This is a genomic window from Devosia sp. SD17-2, assembly GCF_029201565.1.
GTDB lineage: Bacteria > Pseudomonadota > Alphaproteobacteria > Rhizobiales > Devosiaceae > Devosia.
This window is the reverse complement of the sequence record NZ_CP104002.1, coordinates 2,204,728-2,231,012: the sequence shown is the minus strand read 5'-3', so window position 1 is coordinate 2,231,012 and position 26,285 is coordinate 2,204,728. Positions and strand designations below refer to the sequence as shown.

23 protein-coding genes and 1 pseudogene are annotated in these 26,285 nt (G+C 61.0%); 7 read left to right on the top strand and 17 right to left on the bottom strand.

Annotation, left to right across the window (positions count from 1 at the left end):
* Positions 1 to 40 precede the first annotated feature (40 nt).
* The gene (gene gltX, locus NYQ88_RS10965) at positions 41 to 1,459 is read left to right on the top strand and encodes a glutamate--tRNA ligase (protein WP_275654904.1); all 1,419 of its coding nucleotides are present in this window, start codon (positions 41 to 43) and stop codon (positions 1,457 to 1,459) included.
* Positions 1,460 to 1,617: 158 nt separating this feature from the next.
* A complete protein-coding gene (gene gltA, locus NYQ88_RS10960; protein WP_275651180.1) occupies positions 1,618 to 2,907 on the top strand; it encodes a citrate synthase in 1,290 nt (429 codons plus the stop codon).
* Positions 2,908 to 2,952: 45 nt separating this feature from the next.
* Here gltA and NYQ88_RS10955 read toward each other — a convergent pair whose 3' ends face one another.
* The 15 genes from NYQ88_RS10955 to NYQ88_RS10885 form a co-directional block, all read right to left on the bottom strand.
* Positions 2,953 to 4,083, bottom strand: a complete 1,131-nt coding sequence (locus tag NYQ88_RS10955) for a lipid-A-disaccharide synthase (protein ID WP_275651179.1) — start codon at positions 4,081 to 4,083, stop codon at positions 2,953 to 2,955.
* An 11-nt stretch (positions 4,084 to 4,094) separates the two neighbouring features.
* On the bottom strand, positions 4,095 to 4,901 hold the full coding sequence (gene lpxA / locus NYQ88_RS10950) for an acyl-ACP--UDP-N-acetylglucosamine O-acyltransferase (protein ID WP_275651178.1): 807 nt from the start codon (positions 4,899 to 4,901) through the stop codon (positions 4,095 to 4,097).
* Complete coding sequence (gene fabZ / locus NYQ88_RS10945; protein WP_275651177.1) at positions 4,894 to 5,373, bottom strand: 3-hydroxyacyl-ACP dehydratase FabZ; 480 nt, start codon at positions 5,371 to 5,373, stop codon at positions 4,894 to 4,896. Before fabZ ends, lpxA begins: the two co-directional genes overlap by 8 nt.
* The gene (gene lpxD, locus NYQ88_RS10940) at positions 5,370 to 6,398 is read right to left on the bottom strand and encodes a UDP-3-O-(3-hydroxymyristoyl)glucosamine N-acyltransferase (protein WP_275651176.1); all 1,029 of its coding nucleotides are present in this window, start codon (positions 6,396 to 6,398) and stop codon (positions 5,370 to 5,372) included. The genes fabZ and lpxD overlap by 4 nt, the downstream gene beginning before the upstream one ends.
* Positions 6,399 to 6,470: 72 nt before the next feature.
* A complete protein-coding gene (gene bamA / locus NYQ88_RS10935) occupies positions 6,471 to 8,594 on the bottom strand; it encodes an outer membrane protein assembly factor BamA (RefSeq protein WP_275651175.1) in 2,124 nt (707 codons plus the stop codon).
* A 182-nt stretch (positions 8,595 to 8,776) separates the two neighbouring features.
* Positions 8,777 to 9,913, bottom strand: a complete 1,137-nt coding sequence (rseP, locus tag NYQ88_RS10930; protein ID WP_275651174.1) for an RIP metalloprotease RseP — start codon at positions 9,911 to 9,913, stop codon at positions 8,777 to 8,779.
* A 37-nt stretch (positions 9,914 to 9,950) separates the two neighbouring features.
* Positions 9,951 to 10,808: a phosphatidate cytidylyltransferase gene (locus NYQ88_RS10925; RefSeq protein WP_275651173.1), complete on the bottom strand. Its 858-nt coding sequence runs from the start codon at positions 10,806 to 10,808 to the stop codon at positions 9,951 to 9,953.
* On the bottom strand, positions 10,805 to 11,566 hold the full coding sequence (uppS, locus tag NYQ88_RS10920) for a polyprenyl diphosphate synthase (RefSeq protein ID WP_275651172.1): 762 nt from the start codon (positions 11,564 to 11,566) through the stop codon (positions 10,805 to 10,807). The genes NYQ88_RS10925 and uppS overlap by 4 nt, the downstream gene beginning before the upstream one ends.
* Before the next feature lie 32 nt (positions 11,567 to 11,598).
* A complete protein-coding gene (gene frr, locus NYQ88_RS10915) occupies positions 11,599 to 12,153 on the bottom strand; it encodes a ribosome recycling factor (protein ID WP_275651171.1) in 555 nt (184 codons plus the stop codon).
* A 97-nt stretch (positions 12,154 to 12,250) separates the two neighbouring features.
* Positions 12,251 to 12,970, bottom strand: a complete 720-nt coding sequence (gene pyrH / locus NYQ88_RS10910) for a UMP kinase (protein WP_275651170.1) — start codon at positions 12,968 to 12,970, stop codon at positions 12,251 to 12,253.
* Positions 12,971 to 13,162: 192 nt separating this feature from the next.
* Positions 13,163 to 14,089 carry a translation elongation factor Ts gene (gene tsf, locus NYQ88_RS10905; protein WP_275651169.1) on the bottom strand — a complete coding sequence of 309 codons (927 nt, stop codon included), beginning with the start codon at positions 14,087 to 14,089 and terminating at the stop codon, positions 13,163 to 13,165.
* An 84-nt stretch (positions 14,090 to 14,173) separates the two neighbouring features.
* Positions 14,174 to 14,932 (bottom strand): 30S ribosomal protein S2, encoded by a 759-nt coding sequence (gene rpsB / locus NYQ88_RS10900; RefSeq protein WP_275651168.1) that lies wholly within the window; start codon positions 14,930 to 14,932, stop codon positions 14,174 to 14,176.
* A 292-nt stretch (positions 14,933 to 15,224) separates the two neighbouring features.
* Entirely contained in the window at positions 15,225 to 18,680 is a 3,456-nt protein-coding gene (dnaE, locus tag NYQ88_RS10895; RefSeq protein ID WP_275651167.1) for a DNA polymerase III subunit alpha, read from the bottom strand.
* A 392-nt stretch (positions 18,681 to 19,072) separates the two neighbouring features.
* Positions 19,073 to 20,587: an ABC-F family ATP-binding cassette domain-containing protein gene (locus NYQ88_RS10890; RefSeq protein WP_275651166.1), complete on the bottom strand. Its 1,515-nt coding sequence runs from the start codon at positions 20,585 to 20,587 to the stop codon at positions 19,073 to 19,075.
* A gap of 554 nt (positions 20,588 to 21,141) precedes the next feature.
* Positions 21,142 to 21,465, bottom strand: coding sequence for a hypothetical protein (locus NYQ88_RS10885; RefSeq protein WP_275651165.1), 324 nt, complete (start codon positions 21,463 to 21,465; stop codon positions 21,142 to 21,144).
* A 188-nt stretch (positions 21,466 to 21,653) separates the two neighbouring features.
* Here NYQ88_RS10885 and parE point away from each other — a divergent pair, with 188 nt between their 5' ends.
* A complete protein-coding gene (gene parE, locus NYQ88_RS10880) occupies positions 21,654 to 23,663 on the top strand; it encodes a DNA topoisomerase IV subunit B (protein ID WP_275651164.1) in 2,010 nt (669 codons plus the stop codon).
* Between the two features lie 93 nt (positions 23,664 to 23,756).
* Complete coding sequence (locus NYQ88_RS10875) at positions 23,757 to 24,011, top strand: DUF2934 domain-containing protein (protein ID WP_275651163.1); 255 nt, start codon at positions 23,757 to 23,759, stop codon at positions 24,009 to 24,011.
* Here NYQ88_RS10875 and NYQ88_RS10870 read toward each other — a convergent pair.
* The gene (locus NYQ88_RS10870; protein ID WP_275651162.1) at positions 23,990 to 24,280 is read right to left on the bottom strand and encodes a hypothetical protein; all 291 of its coding nucleotides are present in this window, start codon (positions 24,278 to 24,280) and stop codon (positions 23,990 to 23,992) included. The two genes, NYQ88_RS10875 and NYQ88_RS10870, sit on opposite strands and share 22 nt — an antisense overlap.
* Positions 24,281 to 24,404: 124 nt before the next feature.
* On the opposite strand from NYQ88_RS10870, the gene NYQ88_RS10865 reads away from it, so the two are divergent.
* Complete coding sequence (locus NYQ88_RS10865) at positions 24,405 to 24,995, top strand: 5'-methylthioadenosine/S-adenosylhomocysteine nucleosidase (RefSeq protein ID WP_275651161.1); 591 nt, start codon at positions 24,405 to 24,407, stop codon at positions 24,993 to 24,995.
* Here the strand turns inward: NYQ88_RS10865 and NYQ88_RS10860 are convergent.
* Complete coding sequence (locus tag NYQ88_RS10860; RefSeq protein ID WP_275651160.1) at positions 24,980 to 25,315, bottom strand: hypothetical protein; 336 nt, start codon at positions 25,313 to 25,315, stop codon at positions 24,980 to 24,982. The genes NYQ88_RS10865 and NYQ88_RS10860 overlap by 16 nt on opposite strands.
* A 109-nt stretch (positions 25,316 to 25,424) precedes the next feature.
* Between NYQ88_RS10860 and NYQ88_RS10855 the strand changes: the two genes are divergently transcribed.
* Both NYQ88_RS10855 and NYQ88_RS10850 read left to right on the top strand, forming a co-directional pair.
* A complete protein-coding gene (locus tag NYQ88_RS10855; RefSeq protein ID WP_275651159.1) occupies positions 25,425 to 25,724 on the top strand; it encodes a hypothetical protein in 300 nt (99 codons plus the stop codon).
* A gap of 104 nt (positions 25,725 to 25,828) precedes the next feature.
* Positions 25,829 to 26,284: pseudogene (locus tag NYQ88_RS10850) on the top strand (cell wall hydrolase); the annotation flags it as partial.
* Position 26,285: the final 1 nt, after the last annotated feature.

The following is a 26,285-nucleotide window of genomic DNA, read 5'->3' as shown; positions in this document are numbered from 1 at the left end:
ATGCTACACACGGCCTCAAATTGATCCAATCCCTCCGGTTATCATGTCTCAGGTTGTCACTCGCTTCGCCCCGTCCCCCACCGGATATCTGCACATTGGCGGCGCCCGCACGGCGCTGTTCAACTGGGCCTTTGCCCGGAACCAGGGCGGCAAGATGCTGCTACGCATCGAGGACACCGACCGCGAACGCTCGACCGATGCAGCCGTCGTGGCGCTCATTGACGGGCTGAAGTGGTTGGGGCTCGACTGGGAGGGCGAGCCGATCAGCCAGTTCGAGCGCGCACCGCGCCATGCGGAAGTCGCCCATGAGCTCGTGAAGATGGGCCATGCCTACTACTGCTATTGCTCGCCCGAAGAGCTCGACAAGATGCGCGAAGACGCCCGCGCTGCCGGCAAGCCGCCGCGCTACAACGGCTATTGGCGCGACCGCGACGCGTCCGAGGCCCCGGAGGGCGTCAAGCCGGTCGTGCGCATCAAGGCCCCGCTCAGCGGTGAGATCGTCGTGCACGACCACGTGCAGGGCGAGGTCGTGTTCAAGACCGAGAACCTCGACGACTTCATCATCCTGCGTTCCGACGGCACCCCGACCTATATGCACGCCGTTGTAGTCGACGACCATGACATGGGCGTCACCCACATCATCCGTGGCGACGACCACCTCACCAATGCCGCCCGTCAGATCATCATCTATAACGCCATGGGCTGGACCGTGCCGGAGATGTCGCACATCCCGCTGATCCACGGCCCTGATGGCGCAAAGCTCTCCAAGCGCCACGGCGCGCTCGGCGTGGAAGCCTATCGCCAGATGGGCTATTTGCCCGCGGCGCTGCGCAACTATCTCGCACGCCTCGGCTGGAGCCATGGCGACGACGAAATCTTCTCGACCGAGCAGATGGTGGAATGGTTCTCGCTCGAAGCGCTGAACAAGGGTGCGGCCCGCTTCGACTTCGTCAAGCTTGAGAACATCAACGGCCTCTATATCCGCGAGGCCCAGCCCGCTGATCTTTATGAGATCATGCTGTCCACGGCCCAGGAAGTCGGCCGCGATGTCGACCATGCCGGTCTCAGCGCCAACAAGGACACCGTTCTGGCCGCGATTCCCGAACTGCAGCCGCGCGCCAAGACCGTGCTCGAGCTGATCGATCTCGCCCAGTTCATCTATGCGATCCGCCCGATCGCGCCGGACGCTGCCGCCGCCGCCTTGCTGACGGCCGATGCCCGTACGGTGCTGGCGAGTATTGCCGATACGTTAGGGGGGCTTAACGAATGGTCAGTACCCGCTATCGACGCAGCCATGCGCAGACTGGCCGAGGAGAAGGGTCTGAAGCTGGGCAAACTGGCACAGCCCCTGCGTGCAGCCCTTACGGGACGCACGGTTTCGCCGGGTATTTTCGAAGTGATGGTGCTGATCGGCCGGGACAAATCCATGGCCCGCCTGAACGACCAGATCGCGCAATAACCGGGCCAGGCAAGGGTAGGCCATGCCTACCCTATCGGTTGCCTGTAGAGGGGGAAAGCTGATACCTCTGCGGCAGCAATTGGCACCGTTTCCGGTGCCTGCCCAGCCCTAATTCCAGAATTGTCTTTTAAGGGCCGCGGCGTAGCGAGGAGAGCTAAATGACCGACAAAGTCGCCAAACTCGTCATCGGAGATGAAACCCACGAATTCCCGATATTGAGTGGGTCCGTAGGACCGGATGTCGTCGATATCCGATCGCTCTACGCCAAGACTGGCATGTTCACCTACGACCCGGGGTTCACCTCGACCGCGGCCTGCGACAGCGCCATCACCTATATCGACGGCGACAAGGGCGAACTGCTCTATCGCGGTTACCCCATCGAACGGCTGGCCGATAAATCCAACTACCTCGAAGTCTGCTATCTGCTGCTCTACGGCGAGCTTCCGAGCAAGACCCAGTTTGCCGAGTTCGAAGAACTCGTGACGCGCCACACCATGGTGCACGAGCAGATGCACTACTTCTATCGCGGCTTCCGTCGCGACGCGCATCCGATGGCCATCATGACCGGCGTGGTCGGCGCCATGGCAGCCTTCTATCACGACTCGACCGACATCAATGACCCGCAGCAGCGCGAGATCGCATCGATCCGAATGATTGCAAAGATCCCGACGCTCGCGGCAATGGCCTATAAATATTCGGTCGGCCAGCCCTTCGTTTATCCGCGCAACGACCTCGGCTATGCCGCGAACTTCCTGCACATGTGCTTCTCGGTTCCGGCTGAAGAGTACAAGGTCGACCCGAAGATCGCCCGCGCCATGGATTTGATCTTCACGCTCCATGCCGATCACGAGCAGAACGCGTCGACTTCGACCGTGCGCCTGTCCGGTTCGTCCGACGCCAATCCGTTTGCCTGTATCGCAGCTGGCGTGGCCTGCCTCTGGGGCCCTGCCCATGGCGGCGCCAACGAAGCCTGCCTCAACATGCTGCGCGAAATCGGCACCGTTGACCGCATTCCCGAATTCATCGCCCGCGCCAAGGACAAGAACGACCCGTTCCGCCTCATGGGCTTCGGTCACCGCGTCTACAAAAACTTTGACCCGCGCGCGACGGTCATGCAGAAGACGGCCAAGGAAGTGCTGGCCATCCTCGGTGTCGAAAACAACCCGACCCTGCAGGTTGCCCAGGAGCTCGAGCGCATCGCGCTGGAGGATCCGTACTTCATCGACCGCAAGCTCTACCCGAACGTCGACTTCTACTCTGGCGTAATTCTGGACGCGATCGGGTTCCCGACCTCCATGTTCACCGTGCTGTTCGCCGTTGCCCGTACCGTTGGCTGGATCAGCCAGTGGAAGGAAATGATCGGCGATCCGCAGAAGAAGATCGGCCGCCCACGCCAGCTCTACAACGGCGCCAGCGAGCGCGACTACACTCCGATCAGCGCTCGCTGATCCTGCTTCGAAGAAAAAAGGCCCCGCTCTCGAGCGGGGCCTTTTTCAATTGTGCGGATAGTAGCGGAGGATGCGCTCGGCCGGATCGACCCGCGGTTCGCCCTCTGCGCCGTTTTCCATGAGGTCGCGGATCCGCGAGAAACCAGCGAGCTGCGCCGCCGCTACGTCGGGCCCGTCGAGGAGGCTCTTCACCTCGGCCACCAGTGCTGCGGGATCGGGCTCCAGCTGCAGCACTTCGGGGACGAGATCCCTGTCGAGAATGGCATTGGGCAACGAGGCGTATTTCACCTTGTACTTTACCCAGCGCTTGGCCTGTCCCTTGTCGGCGACATATGTTGTGACCATCGGAACACCGGCCAGCGCGAGCTCCAGCGTCACCGTTCCGGTAACGGCAACTGCACCAATCGAGGCCGTCAGTGCCTCGGCCCTCTGCTCGTCGGCGGTGATGACCTCAACCGGCACCGGCCAGGTGCTGGTCTCGCGCTCAACCCGGCCCTTGAGACGGCGCGGTGTGGGAAGGACAAAACCGGTAACGCGCGGATGACCGGCAAGCGCTGTCGCGACGTCGCGCATCAGCGGCAGGTGGCGGCGCAATTCCCCTTCGCGGCTACCAGGCAACAGCATCAAGGGGCCGGTATCAGGCACTTCTGCGCGCTGGGTAAAGGCCTGCGTGGCCGGGTGGCCGATATAGCTCGTCTCGGGGCCGCCGGCACTGCGCATGAAAGCGGGTTCAAACGGCAGAACGGCGAGAATTTCGCGGAATTTTGGCGACAGCGCCTTGGCCCGTTCGGGCTTCCAGGCCCAGACGGCAGGGGCCACGCAGAGCACGACCGGAATTTCGGGCGCGCGCTTATGGACCTGCTTGGCTACGATCGCATTGAAAACCTGAGAGTCGACGAGAACGGCGACATCGGGCTTGGCCTCGACGATGGCCCGTGCCACCTGCCGTGCCCGCCACAAAAGCTTGGGCAGACGGGGCAAAACATCTGCCCAGCCCATGACCGAGAGCTCATTCATGTCAAAAAAGGACTTCATGCCAAGGGCAGCGAGCGCATCGCCCCCTACCCCGGCAAATTGAAGCGGAACGCGCGCCTGCAGTCGCGACACGAGATCAGCGGCAATGCGGTCGCCGGATGGCTCGCCCGCAAGGATAAAAAGACGAAGCGGGCTCGTCATGACAGCAACTCTTATTCTTGTTCTGATGTATCGCGCGGCTGCACCAGCGGGCGATCCTCGGCGGTGATAAAATTCACCACGTCCTGCACCAGCGGCTTGTCCTTGAACATTTCCGCTGCATCTTCAACGCGTTCGCGCAAAGTGCCCTCTTCCGAGAAGATCATGCGATAGGCGGCGCGAAGCGAATGGATCGCCTCCCGGTCAAACCCGCGGCGCTTGAGGCCGACGAGATTAAGACCGCCCAGCCGAGCACGATTGCCCACGGCCAAACCATAGGGAATGACATCGGCGTCGATCATACTCTGGGCACCGATGAAGGCGTGGTGACCAATACGGACGAACTGGCGAACCGCGCAGATGCCACCAAAACCGACGTGATCGCCGACGATGGAGTGACCTGCCAAGCCAACATAGTTTGCCAGAACGACGTTATTGCCGACCTGACAGTCGTGCGCGACATGCGAGCAGGCCATCAGCAGGCAGTCATTGCCGATCCGCGTATAGAGCCCGCCGCCTTCCGTGCCCGGATTGATGGTCACCGACTCGCGAATTGTGTTGCGTTCACCGATCTCGAGGTAGGATTCTTCGCCGTGGAACTTGAGATCCTGCGGCTGATGACCAATCGAGGCGAAGGGATAAATGCGCGTCTGCGCACCGATCGTGGTGCGGCCGGTGACGACAGCATGCGAGATCAGCTCGACATTGTCGCCCAGGACGACATCATCGCCAACAGTGCAGAACGGACCAATGCGAACACCGGCACCGAGGCGAGCGCCGCTACCGACGATCGCTGTAGGATGAATTTGGGTGTCAGTCACCGCCGGCCTCAGAAATCATTGCGGTGATCTCTGCCTCCGCAACGATGACGCCATTTACCTTGGCCTCAGCGCGATAGCGGCCGACATTGCGGCGGCGCTGGATCTTGGTGACGTGATATTCGAGGGTATCGCCAGGGCCCGCCGGGCGGCGGAAGCGCGCCTTGTCGACGCCAAGCAGCATGACGATGCTCTTCTTGTCGTCGCGCGAATCATGGCGGATCGCGATGGCGCCGCAAACCTGCGCCATGCCCTCGATGATGAGGACGCCAGGGAAGATTGGCGTGCCCGGAAAGTGACCCTGGAAAGCAGGCTCGTTGACGGTGACGTTCTTGATGCCGATCGCCGAGTCGTCGCCGTCGATCTCGATAATCCGGTCAATCATGAGCATCGGATAACGGTGCGGCAGCGTGCTGAGGATATCCGTGATGCTCATCGCATCCAGTTCGGTGGCCTCGTTTACGGCGTCGGTCATACCCGCTTGTCCCCTTTAGACAATTTCCTCATGGCGGCCATTTCCCGCCAGAAGTCTCTTATATCCTGCGCAGGAGCTCCGGCAAGCTTGGAACCGGCTGGCCAGTCTTTGGTCACAGCAGCCCTGCCATGCACAACCGAGCCAGCTCCGATCCGCAGATGGCCCGAAGTGCCGACGCCGCCACCCATCAGGACGCCGTCTTCGACAATGGTCGAGCCTGACAACCCGCTCATGGCGGCGATAAGGCAATTGCGCCCGATCCGGCAATTGTGCCCGATCTGCACAAGATTATCGATCTTTGTGCCATCCCCGATGACAGTGTCACCGAGCGCGCCGCGGTCGATCGTGCTGTTCGCGCCGATTTCGACGCGGTCCTGCACAATGACACGACCGAGCTGTGGAATTTTCTTGTTGGCCGAACCATGGTCCAGCCACCCGAAACCCTCGGTTCCGAGGCGCACGCCGGCGTGGATAACCACTTCGTTGCCGATATGGGTGCAGTCGATTGTGCAATTGCTGGCAATCGTGCAGTTGCGGCCAATGGTGACACCCGGCCCGATCACGGTATTGGCGCCGATCACCGTGCCGCGGCCAATTTCAACGCCGGCGCCAACCACGACATTGGAGCCAATGGTCACGTCGCGCTCGAAAATTGGCGCACCGAGATCCTCACGCTGCCCGAGGATGACCGAACGCGTGCTGGAGGGATAAAGACGCTCCAGAATGTCAGCGAACAGATTGTGGGTCTTGGGCGTGACAATCGCCAGCGTACCCTGCGGCACATCATCAACCAGCGCCTGGCTGATCAGGGCGAGGCCCGCTTTTGTCCGGCGCAAATCGGCCGCATAGCTGGGATGGGCAGCCAGAACCAGATCGTCCGGTCCGGCAAGTTCGAGCTCGTTCACGCCACTAACGACGCGATCCGGGTCAGCCAGACTGGCAACGAGATCCTGGCGACCAAGTTCGGCCAGCAGGGCTCCAATGGTGATGGAGCCTGCAAATCGATGAAAACGCGTGTCAACCATGACGTCACTTCAAAAGAAAGAGCCGCGGCGCTACCGCCCCGCGGCTCAATGAATTCTTCCAGAACGTCTCGACTACAGAAGGGTCGAAAGTGTGACCTGGAAGACCTGGGTACGGTCGGCAGTCGATTTGTTCAGCACGTGGGCGAAATCGCCACGCAGCGGACCAAACGGCGAGTCCCAGATCAGCGAAGCGCCGATCGAAGTACGCCATGGCGAATCCTGGCTTGCGGCATCGACCGGCACGGCACCGATATTCGGCATACCGTCGATCCAGGCTGCGTCAGCCCAGACAGCACCGCTGAGGCCGTAGCTTTCCGGCAGAGCCGGGATCGGGAACTCGATCTCAGCCGAGACGCCGGCATACATGGTGGCGCCGAGATATTCGCCGCTCGTCAGGCGCGGGCCAATGCCACGTCCCTGGAAGCCACGGATAAGGTTCGGACCCGGCATGAACGCTTCGACCGAATGCACGCCGCTGTTGTCGAGGCTGTTGATCACGCCAGCCTGGCCACGGACGCTGGCAACAATGCCGGTGTCCTGCATGACCGGGATGAAGTAGCGACCACGGGCCTCAGTCTTCAGCAGGTTATGATCCCAGCCGATATACTGCTGGGTGAACGTGGCATAAAGGCCCTCGGTCGGGTTCTTCATGTCGTCGAGGCCATTCCAGGTCAACGAGTAGCCGACGAAGGCCTTGTTGAATTCCTGGTTATGCGAAACCAGCGACGACTGGAACTGCGGATTGTCCTTCTCGTCGGAAATCACGCGACGCTCGTATCCGCCGAACAGCGAAGCCGAGAGTGCGCTGGTGATCGGCACGCCGAAGCGCAGCTGACCGCCGGTGATCTGCGAGCCATAGAACGTCGTGGTCGTTTCGTCGTAGATGCGATGGTACGCATCGACTCCGGCAGCAACCTTGAGGCCCATGAAGCGCGGTTCGGTGAACGAGAAGTCGAACGTCCGGCCGGCCTGGGTAGCGCCAACGGCGGCACGCAGATACTGGCCACGACCAAGGAAGTTGCGTTCCGTCAGCGAGATTTCGCCAAGGATGCCGTCCGTGGTCGAATAGCCGGCGGTTGCGCCGTATTCGCCGGTCGAGGTTTCCGTCACGTTGATGTTCAGGACGACCTTGTCTGGAGCAGAGCCCGGACCGGTGGACACTTCAACGTTGGAGAAGAAGCCAAGCGCTTCGATGTTGTTGCGGCCGCGAATGACCATCGAGCGGTTGAACGGGTCGCCTTCACCGAATTCCAGCTCACGACGGATAACGAAGTCGCGGCTCTTGGTGTTGCCGGTGATGTTGATGCGCTCGACATAGATGCGCGCGCCCTCGTCCACCAGATAGGTGATGTTGAAGGTGTTGGTCGCGACATCACGATCAAGACGCGCACGGACGTCAGCGAAGGAATAACCCTGGGCCGTCGCTTCGTAGGCCATCTCTTCGATGGAGCGCTGCAGGTCGGCGACGGAGTACTGGGCACCCTTGCCGGTGCGCACGGTGCCGCGCAGCACATCGGTGTTCAGACCGCTGATGCTGGTCTCGATACCGACATTGCCGAACTCGTAGCGTTGGCCTTCATTGATGGTGAAATTGATGAAGTAGGCGTTCTTGGCGGCATCGTATTCAGCAACCGAGTTCACCTGCGCATCAGGATAGCCACGGTTGGCGTAATAGATGCGCAGACGCTCACGGTCGACGGCAAGCTTCTGCTCGTCATAGCTGTCGTCACGCAGGAGCCAGCTGAGAAGGCCGGTTTCCTTGGTGAGCATCGTGCCCTTGAGATTGCCGGCGCCGATCGCATTGTTGCCAGTGAAGTTGATCGCAGCGATACCCGCGCGCTCACCTTCGTTGATCTGGAACAGAACACGGACGCGACCATCATTGGTCGGCTCGGTGCGTGCGGTCACGCCAACACCGAGGAAGCCATCACGGTCATAAGCCTGACGGATGCTCTCGATATCGGAAGCAAGTCGCTGCTGGGTGTAGATACCGGATGCAGAGACATCCACCATGGCCAGAAGCTGAGAGTCGGAGAAACGCCGGTTGCCCTCGAACAGGACAGAACCAACCAACTGTTCCTGAGCATGCGCGACGACAACGCCCAGCACCGGAATTCCGGCACCAACCATGGCGCTCGCCCCCATAATCGCGATCGCGGAAACCGCGCCACGCATAAGCTTGGTGGGGTTAATCATATTGTTATTGCCTTCTGCGACCGGCCTGGAGAATCGACATACGCACACTCCCCCAAGCTAACTCCATTGACCTGTTTTACTGTTTTTTTAACCACGGACAAGCCGGAAGCCGTGACGAGGTTAGCAATTCATTGGTGCGCTGGCATTCGTGCAACACCTTGCGAACCAAGGTTAACCAGATGTTACCGCAGAATCCCAAAATGGTCGAAAACCGTGTCGTTGAACAGGGTGAAGACCATAAGGCAGAGCACCAGCGCAAAACCGAAGCGGAAACCCATCTCCTGCACTCTCATGCTGAGCGGGCGCCCGCGGACGGCCTCAATGAGATAATACATGAGGTGGCCGCCGTCGAGCATGGGAATGGGCAAAAGGTTGAATATCCCAATATTGAGCGACAGCAAGGCCATAAGGTTGATCAGTGCGATCACCCCCAGCGTGGCCACTTCACCCGATACCTTGGCCACTTTAACCGGCCCGCTGAGCTGCTCGACGTCGCCGCGACCAACGAAGAAATCGCCGAGGAACTGGCCGGTGCGCTGGACGATGAAGCGAATTTCCTCAACCGTCATGCCAATGGCCTCGACGGGACCGGGCCGATACAGCGTCAGGTCGGCTTCAGCGATGCTGCGGCTCACGCCAATGCGCCCGACCCGCTGGTTGTTGCCGAACCGATCTTCGACATCCACGGCTTCCGGCGTGATCGCAAAGCTCTCAACGGCACCATTGCGCTCGAGCTCGATCTGCACCGGCCGCGCCGGGCTGGTGGCCACATACCGCTGAAAATCCTCAAAGCCGCGGACGACATAGCCGTCCACGGCGACGATCTCGTCACCGGGAAGAAAACCTGCAGCCTCTGCAACCGACCCCGGCAGGACCTCTCCAATTACCGCAGGCACGGTGTAGCGACCGTAGCCCAGCAGCAGGGCGTAGAGAATGAGGAAGGTCAGGATGATGTTGGCGATCGGCCCTGCCGCCACGACCGCAATGCGCTGCCAAACCGACTTGTTGACGAAGAGGTGCGGCGCCAGCGCCGGATCCTGAAACATCGGAGACTCGGTGTCGGGAACACTTGCCGCGTTCATGTCCCCCACGAACCGGACATAACCGCCGAGCGGAATAGCCGAAATACGCCAGCGCGTGCCCTGCTTGTCGTTCCAGCCGATGAGCTCTCGCCCAAAACCGATCGAGAAGGTGTGGATCGCCACTCCGTTCCAGCGCGCAACGAGATAGTGCCCCATTTCGTGCACGAACACGATCACGGTGAGGACCGCCAGAAACGGTACCACGTAGGACAGAAGCCACATCACAAAGTCGAGCATGCCAGTTCCACTTGTCGCGGATGAACCGCTGGGGACATCACCAGTACAGCAGCCCTTCGGCCACCGAGCCGAAGCCGCTGTGCAGCGTGCCAACGATGAAAATCAGAATTATGCCGAAGGTCAGGCTGTCGAGACGATCCATCAGGCCACCATGGCCAGGAATGAGGTCGCCGCTGTCCTTGATCCGGAAATGGCGTTTGACCGCGCTTTCCGAAAGGTCGCCCAACTGCCCCAGAATGCTGATGGAAATGGAGAGGATGAGACCGATCCACCATGGCGAGTCGGTCAGGACAGTCCAGACCACGAGCCCTGCCCCTGCACCCAGTGCAAGGCCGCCAAGCGCACCTGACCAGGTCTTGGAAGGAGAAATCCCGGGGGCAAGCTTCTCGCCGCCAATCTGGCGACCGGTAAAGAACGCCGCGGAGTCGGTCATCCAGACGACGGTACCGAGGTAGACCCCAGCCCAGACGCCGGCCATGGTCTCGCCGCGCATGCTGACCGCACCGGCAATCAGCACGCCAAAGAGGATGAGCCCGGCGGCACGCCAGACGAAGTTCTCGCGCCCCATGCCGAGCGCTATTGCGCAGGCAATGGCGATCAGCACCGCGGAGCCGAGCACCCCAAACATTGGGAAAAGCAGCCCGGACAGGGCAACTAGCCCAATAAGAACCATGCCCTGTGGGGTTAGAGGTGCGCGGGAGACCATTGCCTCCCACTCCCGGTAGGCGCCGGCATAAACGACGCCAACAATGCCGGCGAAGAAATAGCCGCCGAAATAAAGCGCCGTCGCGGTGAGGGCGATGAGCACAGCTGCGGAAGCAAGCCGGGGACCGATATCGGACCAGTTGCGGCGCTTGGCCGGAGTTTCAGACGGTTCCCTGCCCCGGTCGCTCAATGCGCTGCCGCTCCAATCCCGCCAAAACGCCGGTCTCTGAGCGAATAGGCCTCAAGCACACGTACGAAACAGGCTTCGTCAAAGTCCGGCCAGTTCTCGGGAACGAAGACGAATTCCGAATAGGCGGCCTGCCACAGCAGGAAATTGGACAGGCGCTGTTCACCGCTGGTGCGGATGATCAGGTCAGGATCGGGGATGCCAGCTGTATAGAGGGACGCCTCGACTGCATTGACGTCGATCGCTTCCGGATCGAGCTCACCGGCCGCGACCCGTCGCGCCAATGTCTTGATCGCATCCACAATCTCTATCTTGCCGCCGTAGTTGAAGGCCACGACCAGCACCAGGCCGGTGTTATGGGCCGTCTGGGCCTCGACATCCTCGATAAGGCGGATGAGCGAGCCATCCAGCCCGTCCCGCGAGCCGACGATCCGGGCCTTCACATTGTTCCGGATCAGGCGTTGCAAATCGGATGCAACGAAGCGCCGTAACAGATTGAAAATGAAGGAGACTTCATCAGGCGGGCGGGTCCAGTTCTCGGAGGAAAAACTGAAGACGGTGAGATAGCCGACGCCATAGGTGATGCAAAGCTCAACGAGATTTCGCAGAGCCTTAACGCCTTCCACGTGACCCTCAGTCCGGCGCTTGCCGCGAGCCTGAGCCCAGCGGCCATTGCCGTCCATGATCACACCCAGATGGGCTGGAATGCGCAAGCCCGGGCCGGAGCCTAGGCTGAATTTGACGGCAGGATCACTACCCATCGACGCCCCTCCTGGCGCAGGATCTGCAGGTCTTAGACCTGCAGGATTTCCTGTTCCTTGGCGGCAACGACGCTGTCGATCTCAGTAACGGCGGCATCAGTGGCTTTCTGCACAAGTTCGGACTGCTTCTTCGCATCGTCCTGGCTCATGTCGCCATCCTTTTCGGCCTTTTTAAGAGCATCCATGCCGTCGCGGCGAATATGACGCACGGCGACACGGGCTGCCTCGGCATAGGTGTGGGCGACCTTGGCCAGTTCCTTGCGGCGCTGCTCGTTAAGTTCCGGCAGCGGCACGCGAATAACCTGACCTTCGCCCATCGGGTTGAGGCCCAGACCGCTGTCGCGGATGGCCTTCTCGACGGCGTTTGCCATGCCGCGGTCCCAGACCTGCACGGACAGCATCCGCGGCTCCGGAACGGTCACTGTGGCGACCTGGTTAAGCGGCATGCGTGAACCATAAGCATCAACAACCACCGGCTCGAGCAGGCTTGCGCTCGCGCGACCCGTCCTGAGGCCGGACAATTCATCCTTGAGCGACTGAATCGATTTTTGCATTCGATCCTTGAGATCGCCGAGATCGTAGGCCATTGCCTCTATCCTTCCAGTCCGTGTGCAGCGCCAGTCTATAGCGCCGCATGTGCTAGTTCAATTTGACGCCTGAATACGCGCCGAGTTCCTGAGGCCTCTATACCGCATCCCCGACGAGGGTAAACCGGCCATTCCCCTCAAGAAGCCCGGAAAGACCAACGGCGTCATCAAGTGAATATACGATTATCGGCATGCGGCTATCACGAGCAAGAGCGAAAGCGGCCGTATCCATGACCTTGAGGTTCTGGCTGATGACGTCATCGTAGCTGATATGGGCATAGCGCGTAGCGTTCGGGTTCTTCACCGGATCCTCGGAGTAGACCCCATCGACCTTTGTTCCCTTGAGCACCACATCGCACTCAAGTTCGATTGCGCGCAATGTGGCAGCGGTGTCGGTGGTAAAGAAGGGATTGCCGGTTCCGCCGCCGAGCACAACCACAAAACCCTCTTCAAGGGCCTGCTTGGCATCACGGGCGGTGAACGTATCGGCGACCGATGGCATGGTCGCGGCGCTGAACGGCTTTGACTTCACACCCTGGCGGGAAATGGCGTTCGAGAGCGCGAGCGCGTTGATCATCGTGCCGAGCATGCCCATCAGGTCAGCCGTTACGCGATCCGTGCCGTCTGCAGCGCCAGCCATGCCGCGGAAGATATTACCGCCGCCCACCACGATCGCGACCTGGGTGCCGGTACGTGCCACATCGGCGATCTGCTTGGCAACGGCTTGCAGGAAGGGGGGCTCGATGCCGAAGGAGAGGTCCCCTGCCAGCGCCTCGCCCGAAACCTTGAGCAGAATGCGCTTATAAGCCGATGCCATCGGAAGACCTCATAATTTGAAGCATGCGTAACCCTGTCCCGGCTTGACCCGGTAGACCCTATGGTAAAATCGCCTTCAGATGAAGGCGGTGCGCATGCGTTTTGATTTCAGTTCAGGACAAGCTCAATCCGCGACAAGCGTCGGAGAGCTGTGAACGGGCCAGCGGCCCGCCCACATAATTTTTGGTCTGGCTTACTTGACGCCAGCAGTCGCTGCGACTTCTGCAGCGAAGTCGGTCTCGACCTTCTCAATGCCTTCGCCCAGTGCGTAGCGCACGAACTTGGTCAGCTTGATCGGGGCGCCAGCGTCCTTCTCGGCATTCTTGATAGCGTCGGCGACCTTGGTCTCACCGTCGATCACGAACACCTGGCTGAGCAGAGTGACTTCTTCGAAGTACTTGCGCATGCGGCCTTCGATCATCTTCTCGGCGATCTCGGCGGGCTTGCCCGATTCCTTGACCTGCTCGAGAATGATGGCGCGTTCGCGGGCAACAACGTCCTGGTCCAGTTCGTCAGGCGAGATCGCCTGCGGCTGGGCAGCGGCGATGTGCATGGCAAGCTGCTTGCCGAGAGCGGACAGAGCAGCCTTGTCACCGGTCGATTCGAGCGCAACGAGGATACCGATCTTGCCCAGGCCAGCCTTGACCGCGTTGTGGATGTAGCTTTCCACGACGCCATCGGTGACGGACACGGTCTGCGTACGACGCAGGTTCATGTTCTCGCCGATCTTGGCGATTGCTTCGGTCAGTTCGGCGGACACCGAGTGGCCGCTGCCGGGGAACGGCATTTCGCCGAGCTTGGCAACATCGCCATCAGCATCGAGGGCCAGCTTGGCAACCGAGCTGACGATGTTCTGGAACTGCTCGTTGCGGGCAACGAAGTCGGTTTCCGAATTCACTTCGACGACAGCGGCCTTGGTGCCGGCAGTGGCAACGCCAACCAGACCTTCAGCAGCAACGCGATCGGCCTTCTTGGCAGCCTTTGCGAGACCGCGGGTACGCAGCCAATCGATAGCGGCTTCCATGTCGCCATTGGTTTCGGCCAGGGCCTTCTTGCAGTCCATCATCCCGACGCCAGTCGAGTCGCGGAGCTGCTTAACCATTGCAGCAGTGATTTCCATGGGTTCACCTCATGAGCGGCCCCACCCGGGGGCCGCATTGTTCTGGTTCAGGACAAATCCGGAAACCCGGATTTAGATGACGGATCAGCCTTCGGTCGGCAGGTCTTCAGCCGGAGCTTCTGCCGAAGCGCCGATGTCTGCACCCAGAGCGCTGGACGAACGGCTGATGCCGTCGATGGCAGCGCGCGAAACCAGCGAGACATAGAGCTCGAGAGCGCGGCTGGCGTCGTCGTTGCCCGGAATTGCGTAGTCGATCATGTCCGGATCGCTGTTCGTATCAACGATAGCAATGACCGGAATGCCCAGACGACGGGCTTCCTTGATCGCGTTGGCTTCCTTGTTGGTGTCGATCACGAACAGGAGCGAGGGAACATTGCCCATGTCCTTGATGCCGCCGAGGTCGCGCTCAAGACGCTCCTGCTCACGGCTCATCATCAGGCGCTCTTTCTTGGTGCGCAGGTTGCGATCGTCGTCGCTCATCGATTCCAGCTCGCGCAGGCGGGAGATGGAGTTCGAGATCGTCTGCCAGTTGGTGAGCGTGCCACCGAGCCAGCGCGAGTTCACATAGTACTGAGCCGACTGCTTGGCAGCCTCTGCGACGAGCGGAGCAGCCTGGCGCTTGGTGCCAACGAACAGCACGCGACCACCGTCAGCGACAGTGTCCGACACGAGCTGCAGGGCGCGGCTCAGGGCAGGAACGGTCTGGGAGAGATCGAGGATGTGGATGTCGTTGCGAACACCAAAGATGAAGCGTTCCATCTTCGGGTTCCAGCGGTGCTTCTGGTGGCCGAAGTGAACACCAGCTTCGAGGAGCTGACGCATGGAGAATTCTGGCAGTGCCATTTGGCTATCCTTTTACCGGTTATGCCGCCACGGAGCAGTGCGGCGGTTGCCCGCCACCGGATGGGATTCTCAAGAAACGAGAGGCCCGGCCCCGTGTGTGTGATTGCGTCGGTCAAACGCCGAACGCGTGGGCGATATATGCGACAATCGTCCAGTGCGCAAGCGTTTGGCGTGACAATCCCCCGGGAGCGGGGTGCGGCGTATATGTCGCCCATTCGCCCGACGACACGGGCGGGCCACTTCCCCTATTGGCAGCGGCCCGACCAAACGCACCCCTCTCAAGGCACGAGCGCTAGTGGAAGCGGACGTCCGTCACGCCTTCAAGAGCCTTGATGCCGCCGGCGACTTCCGCGTTGACGGCATACTTGCCCGGCAGTTCAATTTCGTACTCTCGCGACCCACCATCTCGGATCACGACGAAATTGACCGATCCATTGCCGCCCCGCTTGAGCTGGGCGCTGGTCGGGCCGAGCGCACGTTCATCGGCAAGGAACACGGTGAGCTGACGATCGATCCTTTCAGCCAGACCCTCAATGGGCTTGGCCGACACGAGACGCAGGCTGATACCCTCGGCACGCTCTTCCGCGCCAACTTCCAGGATGACCGAACTACCCGGCTGAAGAATGGAGCCGAAATCATTGATCTGCTCGGAAAAGGCGATGCACTCAAAGGTGCCGCTCTGATCTGACAGGCTCAGAACCATCATCGGCGTGCCCTTTCGCGTGCGCCGATCGTTACGGGACGAGATCGTGCCAGCCAGACGCCCTGCCCCGGCACCATCCTTGACCGCCCGTTCGAAGTCGCTCCATCGCTGGACCCGCAGCCGCTCGAAAAGATCCGAATAGGCATCGAGCGGATGGGCCGAGAGATGAAAGCCGATGGCCGACAGCTCGCGGTCGGCCCGCTCGGTCGAGTTCCATGCCGGAACACCGGTCGGCAGTCGGAACGGCTCAGGCTCACTGGAGGCGAACATGTTCCACTGGCCCTCATTGCGTTCGCTCGCCAGCGCCTGCGCCGTGCCGATGATGGTTTCAACGGCAGCAAAGGCAATCTCACGGCGCTCGACGAGACCATCAAAAGCCCCTGCGTTTACAAGGGTTTCGATCGTTCTCTTGTTCAGCGCTCGCGGGTCCACCCGTCGTGCAAAATCACCCAGGTCCTTGAACGGCGTATTGCCGCGCACTTCGACGATATGCTCGGCCACAGCGCGGCCGACGCCCTTCACCGCGGACAGGCCGTAGTGGATGCGGTCTTCCTTGACCGAGAACACGACCTCGGACTGGTTCACGCAGGGCGGCACGACTTCAATTTTTTTCTTCCCGGCCTCACGACGGAAATCGCTGAGCTTGTCGGTTTGCGCCATATCCAGCGTCATCGACGCTGCATAGAATTCGTGCGGAAAATGCTGCTTGAGATAGGCCGTTTGATAGGACACCCAGGCGTAGGCGGCCGCGTGGCTCTTGTTAAAACCGTAGTTCGCAAACTTCGCCAGAAGGTCGAAGATTTCGTCGGCAAGTTTTTCGCTGACACCCTCTTTCGCCGAGCCTTCGCGGAAACGGACGCGCTGGCGGTCCATTTCCGCGCGGTCCTTCTTACCCATGGCGCGGCGCAGCATATCGGCTTCGCCGAGCGAGTAGCCGGAGAGGAGCTGGGCGATCTGCATCACCTGCTCCTGGTAGACGATGATGCCGTAGGTTTCGTCGAGCACGGTCGACAACGTCGGATGCGGGTAAGCGACATCCTCGCGACCATGCTTTCGGTCAATGAAGCTTGGAATATTGTCCATCGGACCAGGCCGATAGAGCGCGTTCATTGCGATCAGATCTTCGATGCGGTCGGGCTTGAGGTCCATAAGCGCCCGCCGCATGCCGGGACTTTCAAACTGGAAGATGCCGTAGGTATCGCCGCGGGCGTAGAGATTATAAGTGGCCGCATCATCGATGGGGATGGTGTCGATATCAATCTCAATGCCGCGATTGCGCACCATCGCAACGGCATACTGAATGGTGGTCAGCGTCTTGAGGCCTAGGAAGTCGAACTTCACGAGGCCCGCAGGCTCAACCCACTTCAGATTGTACTGCGTAACCGGCATTTCCGAACGCGGATCGCGATAGAGCGGCAGCAGTTCCTGCAGCGGACGATCGCCAATGACAATACCGGCGGCGTGGGTCGAGGCGTGGCGGAAAAGACCTTCCAGCGCCTTGGCGATCTCCACCAGCTGACCGACGGTCTCGTCCTCGTCCGCCATCTGCTTGAACTGAGGCACCTCGTTCATGGTGCGCTCAATACTCCAGGGATCGGCTGGATTGGCCGGCACCAGCTTACAGATGCGATCGACCTGACCGTATGGCATCTGCAGCACGCGCCCGACGTCGCGCAGCACGGCTCGGGCCTGCAGCGTTCCGAAGGTGATGATCTGGGCCACCTGCTCGGCGCCGTACTTCTTCTGGACGTAGTCGATCACCTCTTCGCGGCGATCCTGGCAGAAGTCGATATCAAAGTCGGGCATCGACACGCGTTCCGGATTGAGGAAGCGTTCGAACAGCAGATTATAACGTAGCGGGTCGAGGTCAGTAATGGTCAGAGCATAGGCGACAAGCGAGCCGGCACCCGAACCACGACCCGGTCCAACGGGAATACCCTGGGCCTTTGACCACTGAATAAAGTCAGCAACGATAAGGAAGTAACCCGGAAACTTCATCTTCTGGATGATGCTGAGCTCGAAGTCCAGGCGGTCGCGGTACTCCGCTTCGGTCTTGCCCGGAGCAATCCCGGCCGTCGCGAGGCGCATGTTCAAGCCCTCGACCGCCATCTCGCGCATGACCGCGGCTTCAGCAGCCACGACTTCATCTTCGCTCGCATTCGGGTCGGCAGCGAACTTCGGCAGGATCGGCCCGCGGGTGCGCGGACGATAGGCGACGCGGCGGGCGATCTCGACGGTCATGTCGAGCGCTTCGGGGAGATCAGCGAAGAGCTCGACCATCTCCGCGCGGGTCTTGAAATAATACTGATCGTTGAGCTTGCGGCGCTCGGTCTGCGCCAGGACAGAGCCGCCAGCAATGGCCAGGAGGGCGTCATGCGCCTCGTATTCCTTGGCGGACTTGAAATAGGGCTCGTTGGTGGCGACCAGCGGAATGCCCTTGTTGTACGCGTAGTCGATCAGGCGCGGTTCGACGGACAGCTCCTGCGGGCGACCATGCCTTTGAATTTCAATATAAAAGCAGTCGCCGAAAAGATCGGCCAGCCGATCGAGCCGGCGCAGGGCATTGGCGTCCTGCCCCTGGGCGAAGGGCATGTCGATGGCGCCTTCCGGACCGCCCGAAAGACAAATGAGGCCAGCCAAGGCTTGCGGGTCCAGCCAGTCGAGCTTGGCGCGGGCGAATCCGTTCTCGCCCTCCATATAGGCGCGCGAGACCAAGCGGGAGAGATTGGCAAAGCCCTCTTCGGACTGCGCCATCAGAACGACGCTCGACTTGCCTGCCCAGGCCACATGACCGCGCTCGCTGACCCGTTCCTCGGCAGCGGCGAAATCGATCGGCAACTCGACGCCGATCAGCGGCTGAATGCCTTTTTTCGTAGCCTTTTCAGAGAACTCCAGCGCTCCGAAAAGATTGCTGGTGTCGGCAATGCCCAAGGCCGGCTGCCCATCGGCGGCGGCGAGCTTGAGGATATTTTCGAGCTGAATGGCGCCTTCAAGCAGCGAGAAGGCAGAGTGGACGTGCAGGTGGATAAATCCGGGGCCGGGCATATTGGTCTCCTGGGTAGACCTTGGTCCAGCCGGGGATTGGGGTCAAATCACCCTGCCAGAATTCCACAGCCATCAGACCAGTCGGGCGAGGATATCCATCCAGGTGAGGGAGCCTACGGTGAAGGCCCCGAGGGTTACGAAGGCAGCGAAGTCCTTGAGAAAATCGAGCATTTCCGTCTCCTGTTTCCGTTATGTTCTTATATGTTCGATTTCTGTTCTCGTCTAGCTTGGAACATCGGGAACAACGGGGACGACAGATTCTTGGTTAGCGTTTCGTTAGGATCCGCTAGCAGACTGTTAACGTTGAGTCGGCTCGAAATGTGAATTGGTTGTGGATCGGCGGTGAATTGGGGACCCGCTGCGACGCGGGTCCCGGGTACCGGCGAAACTGGTCAGCTCGCCGCCATTTCCGCGAGGAAATGCTCCGGCCCATCGACCTCTTTCAGCCGCTTGCCGACGATCTCGAAATAGCGCGTTCCGATACTGCGCAGAAATGCCCGGTCATGTGAGACGAGCAGACACGTCGCGCCGTGTTCTGCGATATCGGCCTCGAGCTGCTCCTGCCCGGGAATGTCGAGATGGTTGGTCGGCTCATCGAGGAGATAGAAGTTCGGACGCTTGAGCCGCAGCGCGAGGAGCGCGAGGCGCGCCCGCTGCCCCAGTGACAGAGTGCGGATCGGCTTGCCCTGACGTTCGGGCTCGAAACCGGCGCCTGCCAGCAAACTGACCGAGCGCTGATTGCCTTCATCGAAGGCGCTGACAATATAGTCGAGCGGGGTCTGGGCCGAGGGCAACCAGGCAAGGGCCTGATCGAGATAGCCGGCCACCAGTTGAGGGCTTACCCGGACACCTGACATGGCCTCGCCGGACAGAGCCCGCGAGACGAGCTGCATCAGTTGCGACTTCCCTGCCCCGTTTCGTCCCAACAGGACAATCCGGTCGCCCTGAAACATCAGGAGCTTTTCGATGGAGAAGAGCAAGGTGCCATCCGGCGCCGTGACGGGCACGTTCTCGAGCGCCAGCATGACCTTCGCCTCGGCGCCGCTATTGCCGAGCATGACCTTGCCTGTCCGCTCCTTGTGGACGGCGATGACCTGGTTTTCGATTTTCTCGGCGCGCTCGCGCAATTGCTTGGATTTGACCGTGAGCAGGTCGCTGCCCGAGTTGATGCCGATATTGGTCAGCTTCGCCGCCTGTTTTCGCAACTGGGTGGCTTCACGCAGATCGCGCTCCCGCTGCATTTCGGCGGCCTGATCCATTTCATCCAGCGCCTTGCGAGCGGCGCTGTAAGGCAATGGCAGGAAGGCGGAGTGGTCGGGCCGGACGAAGAGCGTGCGGTTAGTCACCGCGTCGAGGAACTGGCGGTCATGGCTTGCGATGATCAGGATCGTGGAGCGCGGCAGCTGGGCGACCCATTTCTCCAGCTCCAGAATGCGCCCCAAGTCGAGATGGTTGGTGGGCTCGTCGAGCAAGAGCACGTCGGGATTGCCGACCCAGCCGCGCGCGATCAGCGCCAGACGCTGCCAGCCGCCGCTGAGCGCACTCATCGGTCGCATGGCCAGCTCAAGCGGAAACCCGAATTCATCGAGAGCGACGTCGGCGCGCCAGCTCTCAGACTCTCGATCGAGTGGTGAAAGACCTGTGGCGACAAAATCCCGTGCCGGCAGATCGCCGGCCTCAGCTGGCAGATCCTGGGGCACATAGCCGAAGGTCAGGCCGCGCGAGGTGGTGATTTCGCCCTCGCTGAGCTCGGCCTGGCCGAGGAGCGCGCGCAGCAGAGTGGTCTTGCCACGGCCATTGGGAGCGGCAAGGCCGAGCCGATCACCGTCGCCGAGCGTGAAGCTGAGATTGGAGAATAAGAGAGAACTGGTGCGCAGGCCCGCATTGCGGAGGCTGATCGTCGCCATTGGATTGTCTTTCCGGGAGTGGCGCAGAGCGCCGTAACCTAAGAAACATAACCGATCCAAAAAGGTCGGCTACCGGAAGGGCAAACCAGAGCGAGTGGAGCAGAAGCGTCCGGACCGTCTGGTCAGCCCTGCAGCTGAAGCCACAGGGCACAAACGGGACCACGCTGGCGATGCGTATAGAACATGTTCATGCATCCCTCCTGCCTGGCTCGATTGGACAAGCAAAGCGTAAAGGAGCCGCAACGCTCTTGCAAGCGCTCAAACGAGATAGAAAATGGCAGAAACAGCAGCGAGAACGCCGATACGGGACGTTCTCAGCGCGGCCAGCCGGTACGCAAAACTAACTAATCCGGCTTGAGGCCAAACGCCTGACAAAGCGGAGCCTTTTCGGGTCACTGAATACGCAGAACTGGACCCGAAATCGGCTCGCATACGGCAACTCCAAACAAAAAACCGTATGACCACATGATTAGCAGCGCGCACTTAAGAAAGTGCTTTCAAGAAGCAAACGAGGAGTAAATTTGGCGGCACATCTTGGGACGAAACTGTCCCGATCACCCGGCCCGGCGCAGAGTGGTGATGCCGCGCACGCGATTGGCGCAGAAGTCGAAATCGATGAGATAGACCCAGCCATCCTGCACGGCACGCACTTCAATGCGCCGCTCATTGGGCACATTCAGCGCGATATTGGTGTAGCCGCGCCGAGCGATCGCTTCGCGGATCTGCCGGTCGGTCAGACAGAGCGCACGCTGCGGGAAAAAATCGGTCGCCTGATCGCCGAAGCGGAAGCCAAAATTGAAGCTGCCCTGGGCGGTGGCAGGTGCACTGAGCGACGCACCTATTGCCAAAGCCGCTATCGAAACCAATATCGCCTTCATGTCATCCTCCCTGCCCCTCTCTCCCAACCTCGGCAAATGCGCCTGAATGTTTGCTGAACGCATGTTGCGCCTGAGAAGCTCCCTGGCTTTTCAGGGGAAAACACCCCAGAACAGGACGGGAACGCCGCAGTTCGCTATTGTGCCTGTTCCCTTACGACTGATTCGCCCCTCCATAGCGTGGACCCTGCATGTCGCAGCCTGATGATCTTTTCGGTGGTGCCCCTCAACTCAAGCCGGCGCCGGCAAAGCCTGCCGCGCGGCCCAGCACCCCACCTCCCGAGAGCTATGGCGCCGCCGACATCGAAATCCTGGAAGGGCTTGAGCCTGTCCGGCGCCGCCCAGGCATGTATATCGGCGGCACCGATGCCAACGCCTATCACCACCTTTTTGCCGAGGTGATCGACAACTCCATGGACGAGGCCATTGCCGGCCACGCCAATCGGATCGAGGTCCATCTCGGCGCCGACGGATACATTACCGTTACCGATAACGGTCGTGGCATCCCGGTCGAAAAGCACCCGAAATTCCCCAATCGCTCGACGCTCGAGATCGTGCACACCGTGCTCCACGCCGGCGGCAAATTCGACAGCAAGGCCTATGAGACCTCCGGCGGCCTGCACGGCGTCGGCGTGTCGGTGGTCAATGCGCTGTCCGACGACATGGTCGTCGAAGTGGCTCGCGACCAGCAATTGCACCGCATCATCTTCTCGCGCGGCAAGGTGATCCAGGACGTGGAGAACATCGGCCGGGTGCAGAACCGCCGCGGCACGACCACGCGATTCCATCCTGATCCTGAAATCTTCGGGCCGGCGGCGCATTTTTCGCCCGGCCGCATCTTCCGCATGACCCGGGCCAAGGCCTATCTGTTCGGCGGCGTCGAACTGCGCTGGAGCTGCGACGAGAGCCTGGCCACCGACGATGTCCCGGCCAAGGCCGTGTTCCATTATCCGGGCGGCCTCAAGGACTTCATGGCGGCGCGGATCGAAGGCGAGACGCGGATCACCGAGGAGATTTTCTCGGGCAAGAGCGGCCGCCCCGGCAGCCATGGTTCAGTGGAATGGGCAATCGCCTGGACGCTGGGCGACGGCAGCATGCAGTCCTACTGTAATACTGTGCCCACGCCCGATGGCGGCACCCACGAGGCGGGGCTGCGCATGGCGCTGCTGCGCGGGCTCAAGAGCTACGCCGAGCTGACCAAGAACAAGGGCGCGGCCAATCTGACAGCCGAAGACGTGCTGGCGAGCTGCTCAGCCATGCTGTCGGTCTTCGTGCGCGAGCCCGAATTCGTCGGCCAGACCAAGGACAAGCTCGCCTCAGGCGAAGCCTCCCGCATTGTCGACACCGCCCTGCGCGACGCTTTCGACCACTGGCTGGCGGCATCGCCCCAGCAGGCGGGGAAGCTGCTCGACTGGGCCATCGACCGGGCGGAAGAACGCCTGCGCCGCCGCAAGGAAAAGGAAATCGATCGCGCCAGTGCGACGCGAAAACTGCGCCTGCCCGGCAAGCTGGCAGACTGCACGCAGAACGCGGCCCAGGGCGCCGAACTCTTCATCGTCGAAGGTGACTCGGCTGGTGGTTCGGCCAAGCAGGCGCGCAGCCGCGCCAACCAGGCCGTGCTGCCGCTGCGCGGGAAGATCCTCAACGTTGCCGGCGCCAGCCGCGACAAGGTGCACGCCAGCCAGGCCATCGCCGACATGATCCAGGCGCTCGGCTGCGGCACCCGCGACCGCTATACCGAAGATGATCTGCGCTATGACAAGATCATCATCATGACCGACGCCGACGTCGACGGCGCCCATATCGCGTCGCTGCTGATGACCTTCTTCTTCCAGGAAATGCCGCGCCTGATCGAGAACGGCCACCTGTTCCTCGCCCTGCCCCCGCTCTATCGCATCACGCAGGGCGCCAAGACGCTGTATGCGCGCGACGAGGAGCACAAGGACGAGCTGATGGCGACTGAATTCACCGGCAAGAGCAAGGTGGATATCACGCGCTTCAAAGGCCTTGGCGAGATGCCGTATGTTCACCTGCGCGAAACGACGATGTCGCCAAAATCGCGCACCCTGCTGCAGGTCAAGATCCTGGATGACCGGGACGCGACCAAGCTGACGGTGGATCGCCTGATGGGCAACAAGCCCGAAGCGCGCTTTGACTTCATTCAGGAAAACGCGGCTTTCGTCACCGATCTCGACATCTGACGGTCACGATTTCGGCCGGGGCTCGTCAGTTTCAGCTTTCGTTAACCTTGCCGCGCAAGGCTGGCTCCGTAGCGGTTAACCGGGAGCCCCGCCATGAGTGACGATATCAACCGCCGTGCCTATGCACTCTGGGAACAGGATGGCCGTCCGGAAGGACAGGACAAGGCCTACTGGTTCCGGGCCATTGCCGAGCTGACAAGCGAAGCGGCCAAGACCATCAAGCCCGTGCGCAAGCGCGCAGTGCGGACGAAAAAGGGCGGCCTGAGAGCCGCCTTCGCATCTTTGATTGCCTGGCACTGCCGGGCAATTTTTCTTTTCGCCACGCCCTACCAGACGTGCGGCCAATAGACGTCGTCTGCGTAATCGTCCGGGATCGGCGAGAGCCTGGAAATCGCCTGGGCTGCAAATTCGATCTGCAGCGACTGGTGCCGGATCGCATCCGGCATGGGATTGCCGGTGACGAATTCGCGCACGCGCCATTCATCGAGTTTGAGCGCCCGGAGGCGCCGACGCGCCTCGGCATGGACCTGTTCGACCTGGACGCGGCCTTGATCACCTCCAGCCCGGTCGACGGGCTCCGTCCATTCCCTGCTACCCTCTATAACTGCGAAACGCACGACATCCTGCCTTGGGCTCGTTCCGCCTTCTGGCGGACAACGCACTTAATCTGTCATCATTCGGTTACGGAACAGCAAACAACCAGCGCTTGGCAGTCATGGCAGCCATGATATGAACGGGGCCATGAACATCCTTTATCTGATGGCCGCCGAGGCCGAATATGGCGCCTGCCTGCGGAAACGAATTGACCCGGTGCTGATCGGTATCGGGCCAGTCGAGGCCGCTATTGCCACCACGCGAATGCTGACCCTGATGCAGACGGATTTGCCGAACCTGGTGGTTTCGCTGGGGTCGGCGGGCTCGCGAACGTTTGAGCAGGGAGCGGTCTACCAGGCCATTTCCGTGAGCTATCGCGACATGGACGCCTCGGCGTTGGGTTTTCCGCGCGGGGTGACACCGCTGACCAACCTGCCCCCGACCTTGCCGCTCGAGCCATTGGTGCCGGGGCTCACGCCGGCAACGCTATCGACCGGTGCCAATGTTGTTACCGGTAGAGCCTATGACGCCGTGGTGGAAGACATGGTGGATATGGAGACATTTGCAGTGCTGCGGGCCTGCCAGTGGTTTGGCGTGCCGCTTCTGGCACTGCGCGGGATTTCAGACGGCGACCAGGAACTGCAGAGGCTCGAGGACTGGACGCAATATCTCGATGTCGTTGATCGCAACCTCGCAGAGGCCGTCGACCGGATCGAGGCGCATTACTCGGGATCCTGATCCCGGAGCTTCTTGTCACGGCGGGCGCGCTGCCATGTCGTCCATTTGCGCGTGCCGCGCAGGATGGCCATGTTGACCGGGCCCTGAAGGAAGATGAGGTCCACGGCGAGCAGCAGCAGCCCAAGCGGAAGCATCCAGATGCCGAGGACCGGCAGGAAGCTGAAGGTCCCGCCGAGGACGAGTAAAATACCAAGCGGGATGCGGACAAGGCGCGCTTCAGGCCGGCGGACCCGCTGGAGCATTCTCGCAGCTACGCCCGGAATTCGCCGCTCGAGGCGGTCGAAAAGTCTGTTCAGGCGATTTGTGCTCTTAATGGTCATATGCGGCTCCAACCAAAGGTACATGGCGTGCCGGAAAAGCCTTTGCAAGGACGAAGTCGGAACTCTCGCCCCGCCCCAACGTTCAATCGGGGAACGACAGGAGAGCGTCATGAACCTGGAAGATCTTTTCCCAAGCCGCCGCCACCACTCGAGCCTGCCTGATCGCCTGACCGCGCAAGTCAACCAGCTGCGACGCGAAATCGGCGATATCAGCTCGGTCCTCTCGCGTGAGGCCCAGAACACGGCGAGCGAATGGGGCCACGAAGCGGCCAAGCAGGGCGCCTGGCTTGCCGGCATTGCCGGTCGCAAAGCTGTGAAGGGTGCAGATGCCGTCCGCCGCGATCCCCTGCCCGCCCTCGCTATCGTCGGCACGGCGATCCTGCTGACGGCGCTGTTTACCCGCCGGTAAGCCTTCGTTTACCGTTCCGGTCAGCGTTTCCTTAAGGCTGGCGGCGCATTTTCGGTGAAAGCTGCCTTTGGGCAACACGCCGGAGTTTACCTATGCGCCGCCTCATCACAATCGCTTCGCGCGCCCTAGCCGTGACCCTCGTTGCCTCCAGCCTTGGCGGATGCAGCTTCCTGGGCATGAACATTGCTTTTGGCCAGATGAGCGAGAAGGAATGCCTGATGCGGGCGATGTATTTCGAATCCAACCGCTCGAGCGCCGATGGCATGCTGGCCGTTGGCACGGTGGTGATGAACCGCAAGGATGACCCGCGCTATCCGCAGAGCGTTTGCGGTGTCGTTGGCCAGAAGAACCAGTTTGCACAAGGTGTACTGACCAAGCCGATGACCGACAGCGGCGCGGTGCTGGCGGCGCAGGTCTCGGATCAGGTGCTGCGCGGTGCGCGGCATCCCGGGGTGCGCAATGCCCAGCATTTCCACACTGCTGGCCTGCGCTTCCCCTACAACAACATGTTTTACGTGCTCGAGGCCGGCGGCAACGAGTTTTACGAAAAGCGCAGCCGCT

Bases quoted from the DNA above. Each gene is read 5' to 3' on its own strand.
- NYQ88_RS10955 (WP_275651179.1), bottom strand. From the start codon at position 4,083: ATGACGAGCCCGCTTCGTCTTTTTATCCTTGCGGGCGAGCCATCCGGC.
- NYQ88_RS10860 (WP_275651160.1), bottom strand. From the start codon at position 25,315: ATGACCATTAAGAGCACAAATCGCCTGAACAGACTTTTCGACCGCCTC.
- pyrH (WP_275651170.1), bottom strand. From the start codon at position 12,970: ATGGCATCGGCTTATAAGCGCATTCTGCTCAAGGTTTCGGGCGAGGCG.
- dnaE (WP_275651167.1), bottom strand. From the start codon at position 18,680: ATGCCCGGCCCCGGATTTATCCACCTGCACGTCCACTCTGCCTTCTCG.
- fabZ (WP_275651177.1), bottom strand. From the start codon at position 5,373: ATGACCGACGCCGTAAACGAGGCCACCGAACTGGATGCGATGAGCATC.
- NYQ88_RS10855 (WP_275651159.1), top strand. From the start codon at position 25,425: ATGAACCTGGAAGATCTTTTCCCAAGCCGCCGCCACCACTCGAGCCTG.
- rpsB (WP_275651168.1), bottom strand. From the start codon at position 14,932: ATGGCACTGCCAGAATTCTCCATGCGTCAGCTCCTCGAAGCTGGTGTT.
- parE (WP_275651164.1), top strand. From the start codon at position 21,654: ATGTCGCAGCCTGATGATCTTTTCGGTGGTGCCCCTCAACTCAAGCCG.
- NYQ88_RS10875 (WP_275651163.1), top strand. From the start codon at position 23,757: ATGAGTGACGATATCAACCGCCGTGCCTATGCACTCTGGGAACAGGAT.
- bamA (WP_275651175.1), bottom strand. From the start codon at position 8,594: ATGATTAACCCCACCAAGCTTATGCGTGGCGCGGTTTCCGCGATCGCG.
- NYQ88_RS10865 (WP_275651161.1), top strand. From the start codon at position 24,405: ATGAACATCCTTTATCTGATGGCCGCCGAGGCCGAATATGGCGCCTGC.
- tsf (WP_275651169.1), bottom strand. From the start codon at position 14,089: ATGGAAATCACTGCTGCAATGGTTAAGCAGCTCCGCGACTCGACTGGC.
- NYQ88_RS10885 (WP_275651165.1), bottom strand. From the start codon at position 21,465: ATGAAGGCGATATTGGTTTCGATAGCGGCTTTGGCAATAGGTGCGTCG.
- NYQ88_RS10890 (WP_275651166.1), bottom strand. From the start codon at position 20,587: ATGGCGACGATCAGCCTCCGCAATGCGGGCCTGCGCACCAGTTCTCTC.
- lpxD (WP_275651176.1), bottom strand. From the start codon at position 6,398: ATGGTTGACACGCGTTTTCATCGATTTGCAGGCTCCATCACCATTGGA.
- frr (WP_275651171.1), bottom strand. From the start codon at position 12,153: ATGGCCTACGATCTCGGCGATCTCAAGGATCGAATGCAAAAATCGATT.
- gltA (WP_275651180.1), top strand. From the start codon at position 1,618: ATGACCGACAAAGTCGCCAAACTCGTCATCGGAGATGAAACCCACGAA.
- uppS (WP_275651172.1), bottom strand. From the start codon at position 11,566: ATGGGTAGTGATCCTGCCGTCAAATTCAGCCTAGGCTCCGGCCCGGGC.
- rseP (WP_275651174.1), bottom strand. From the start codon at position 9,913: ATGCTCGACTTTGTGATGTGGCTTCTGTCCTACGTGGTACCGTTTCTG.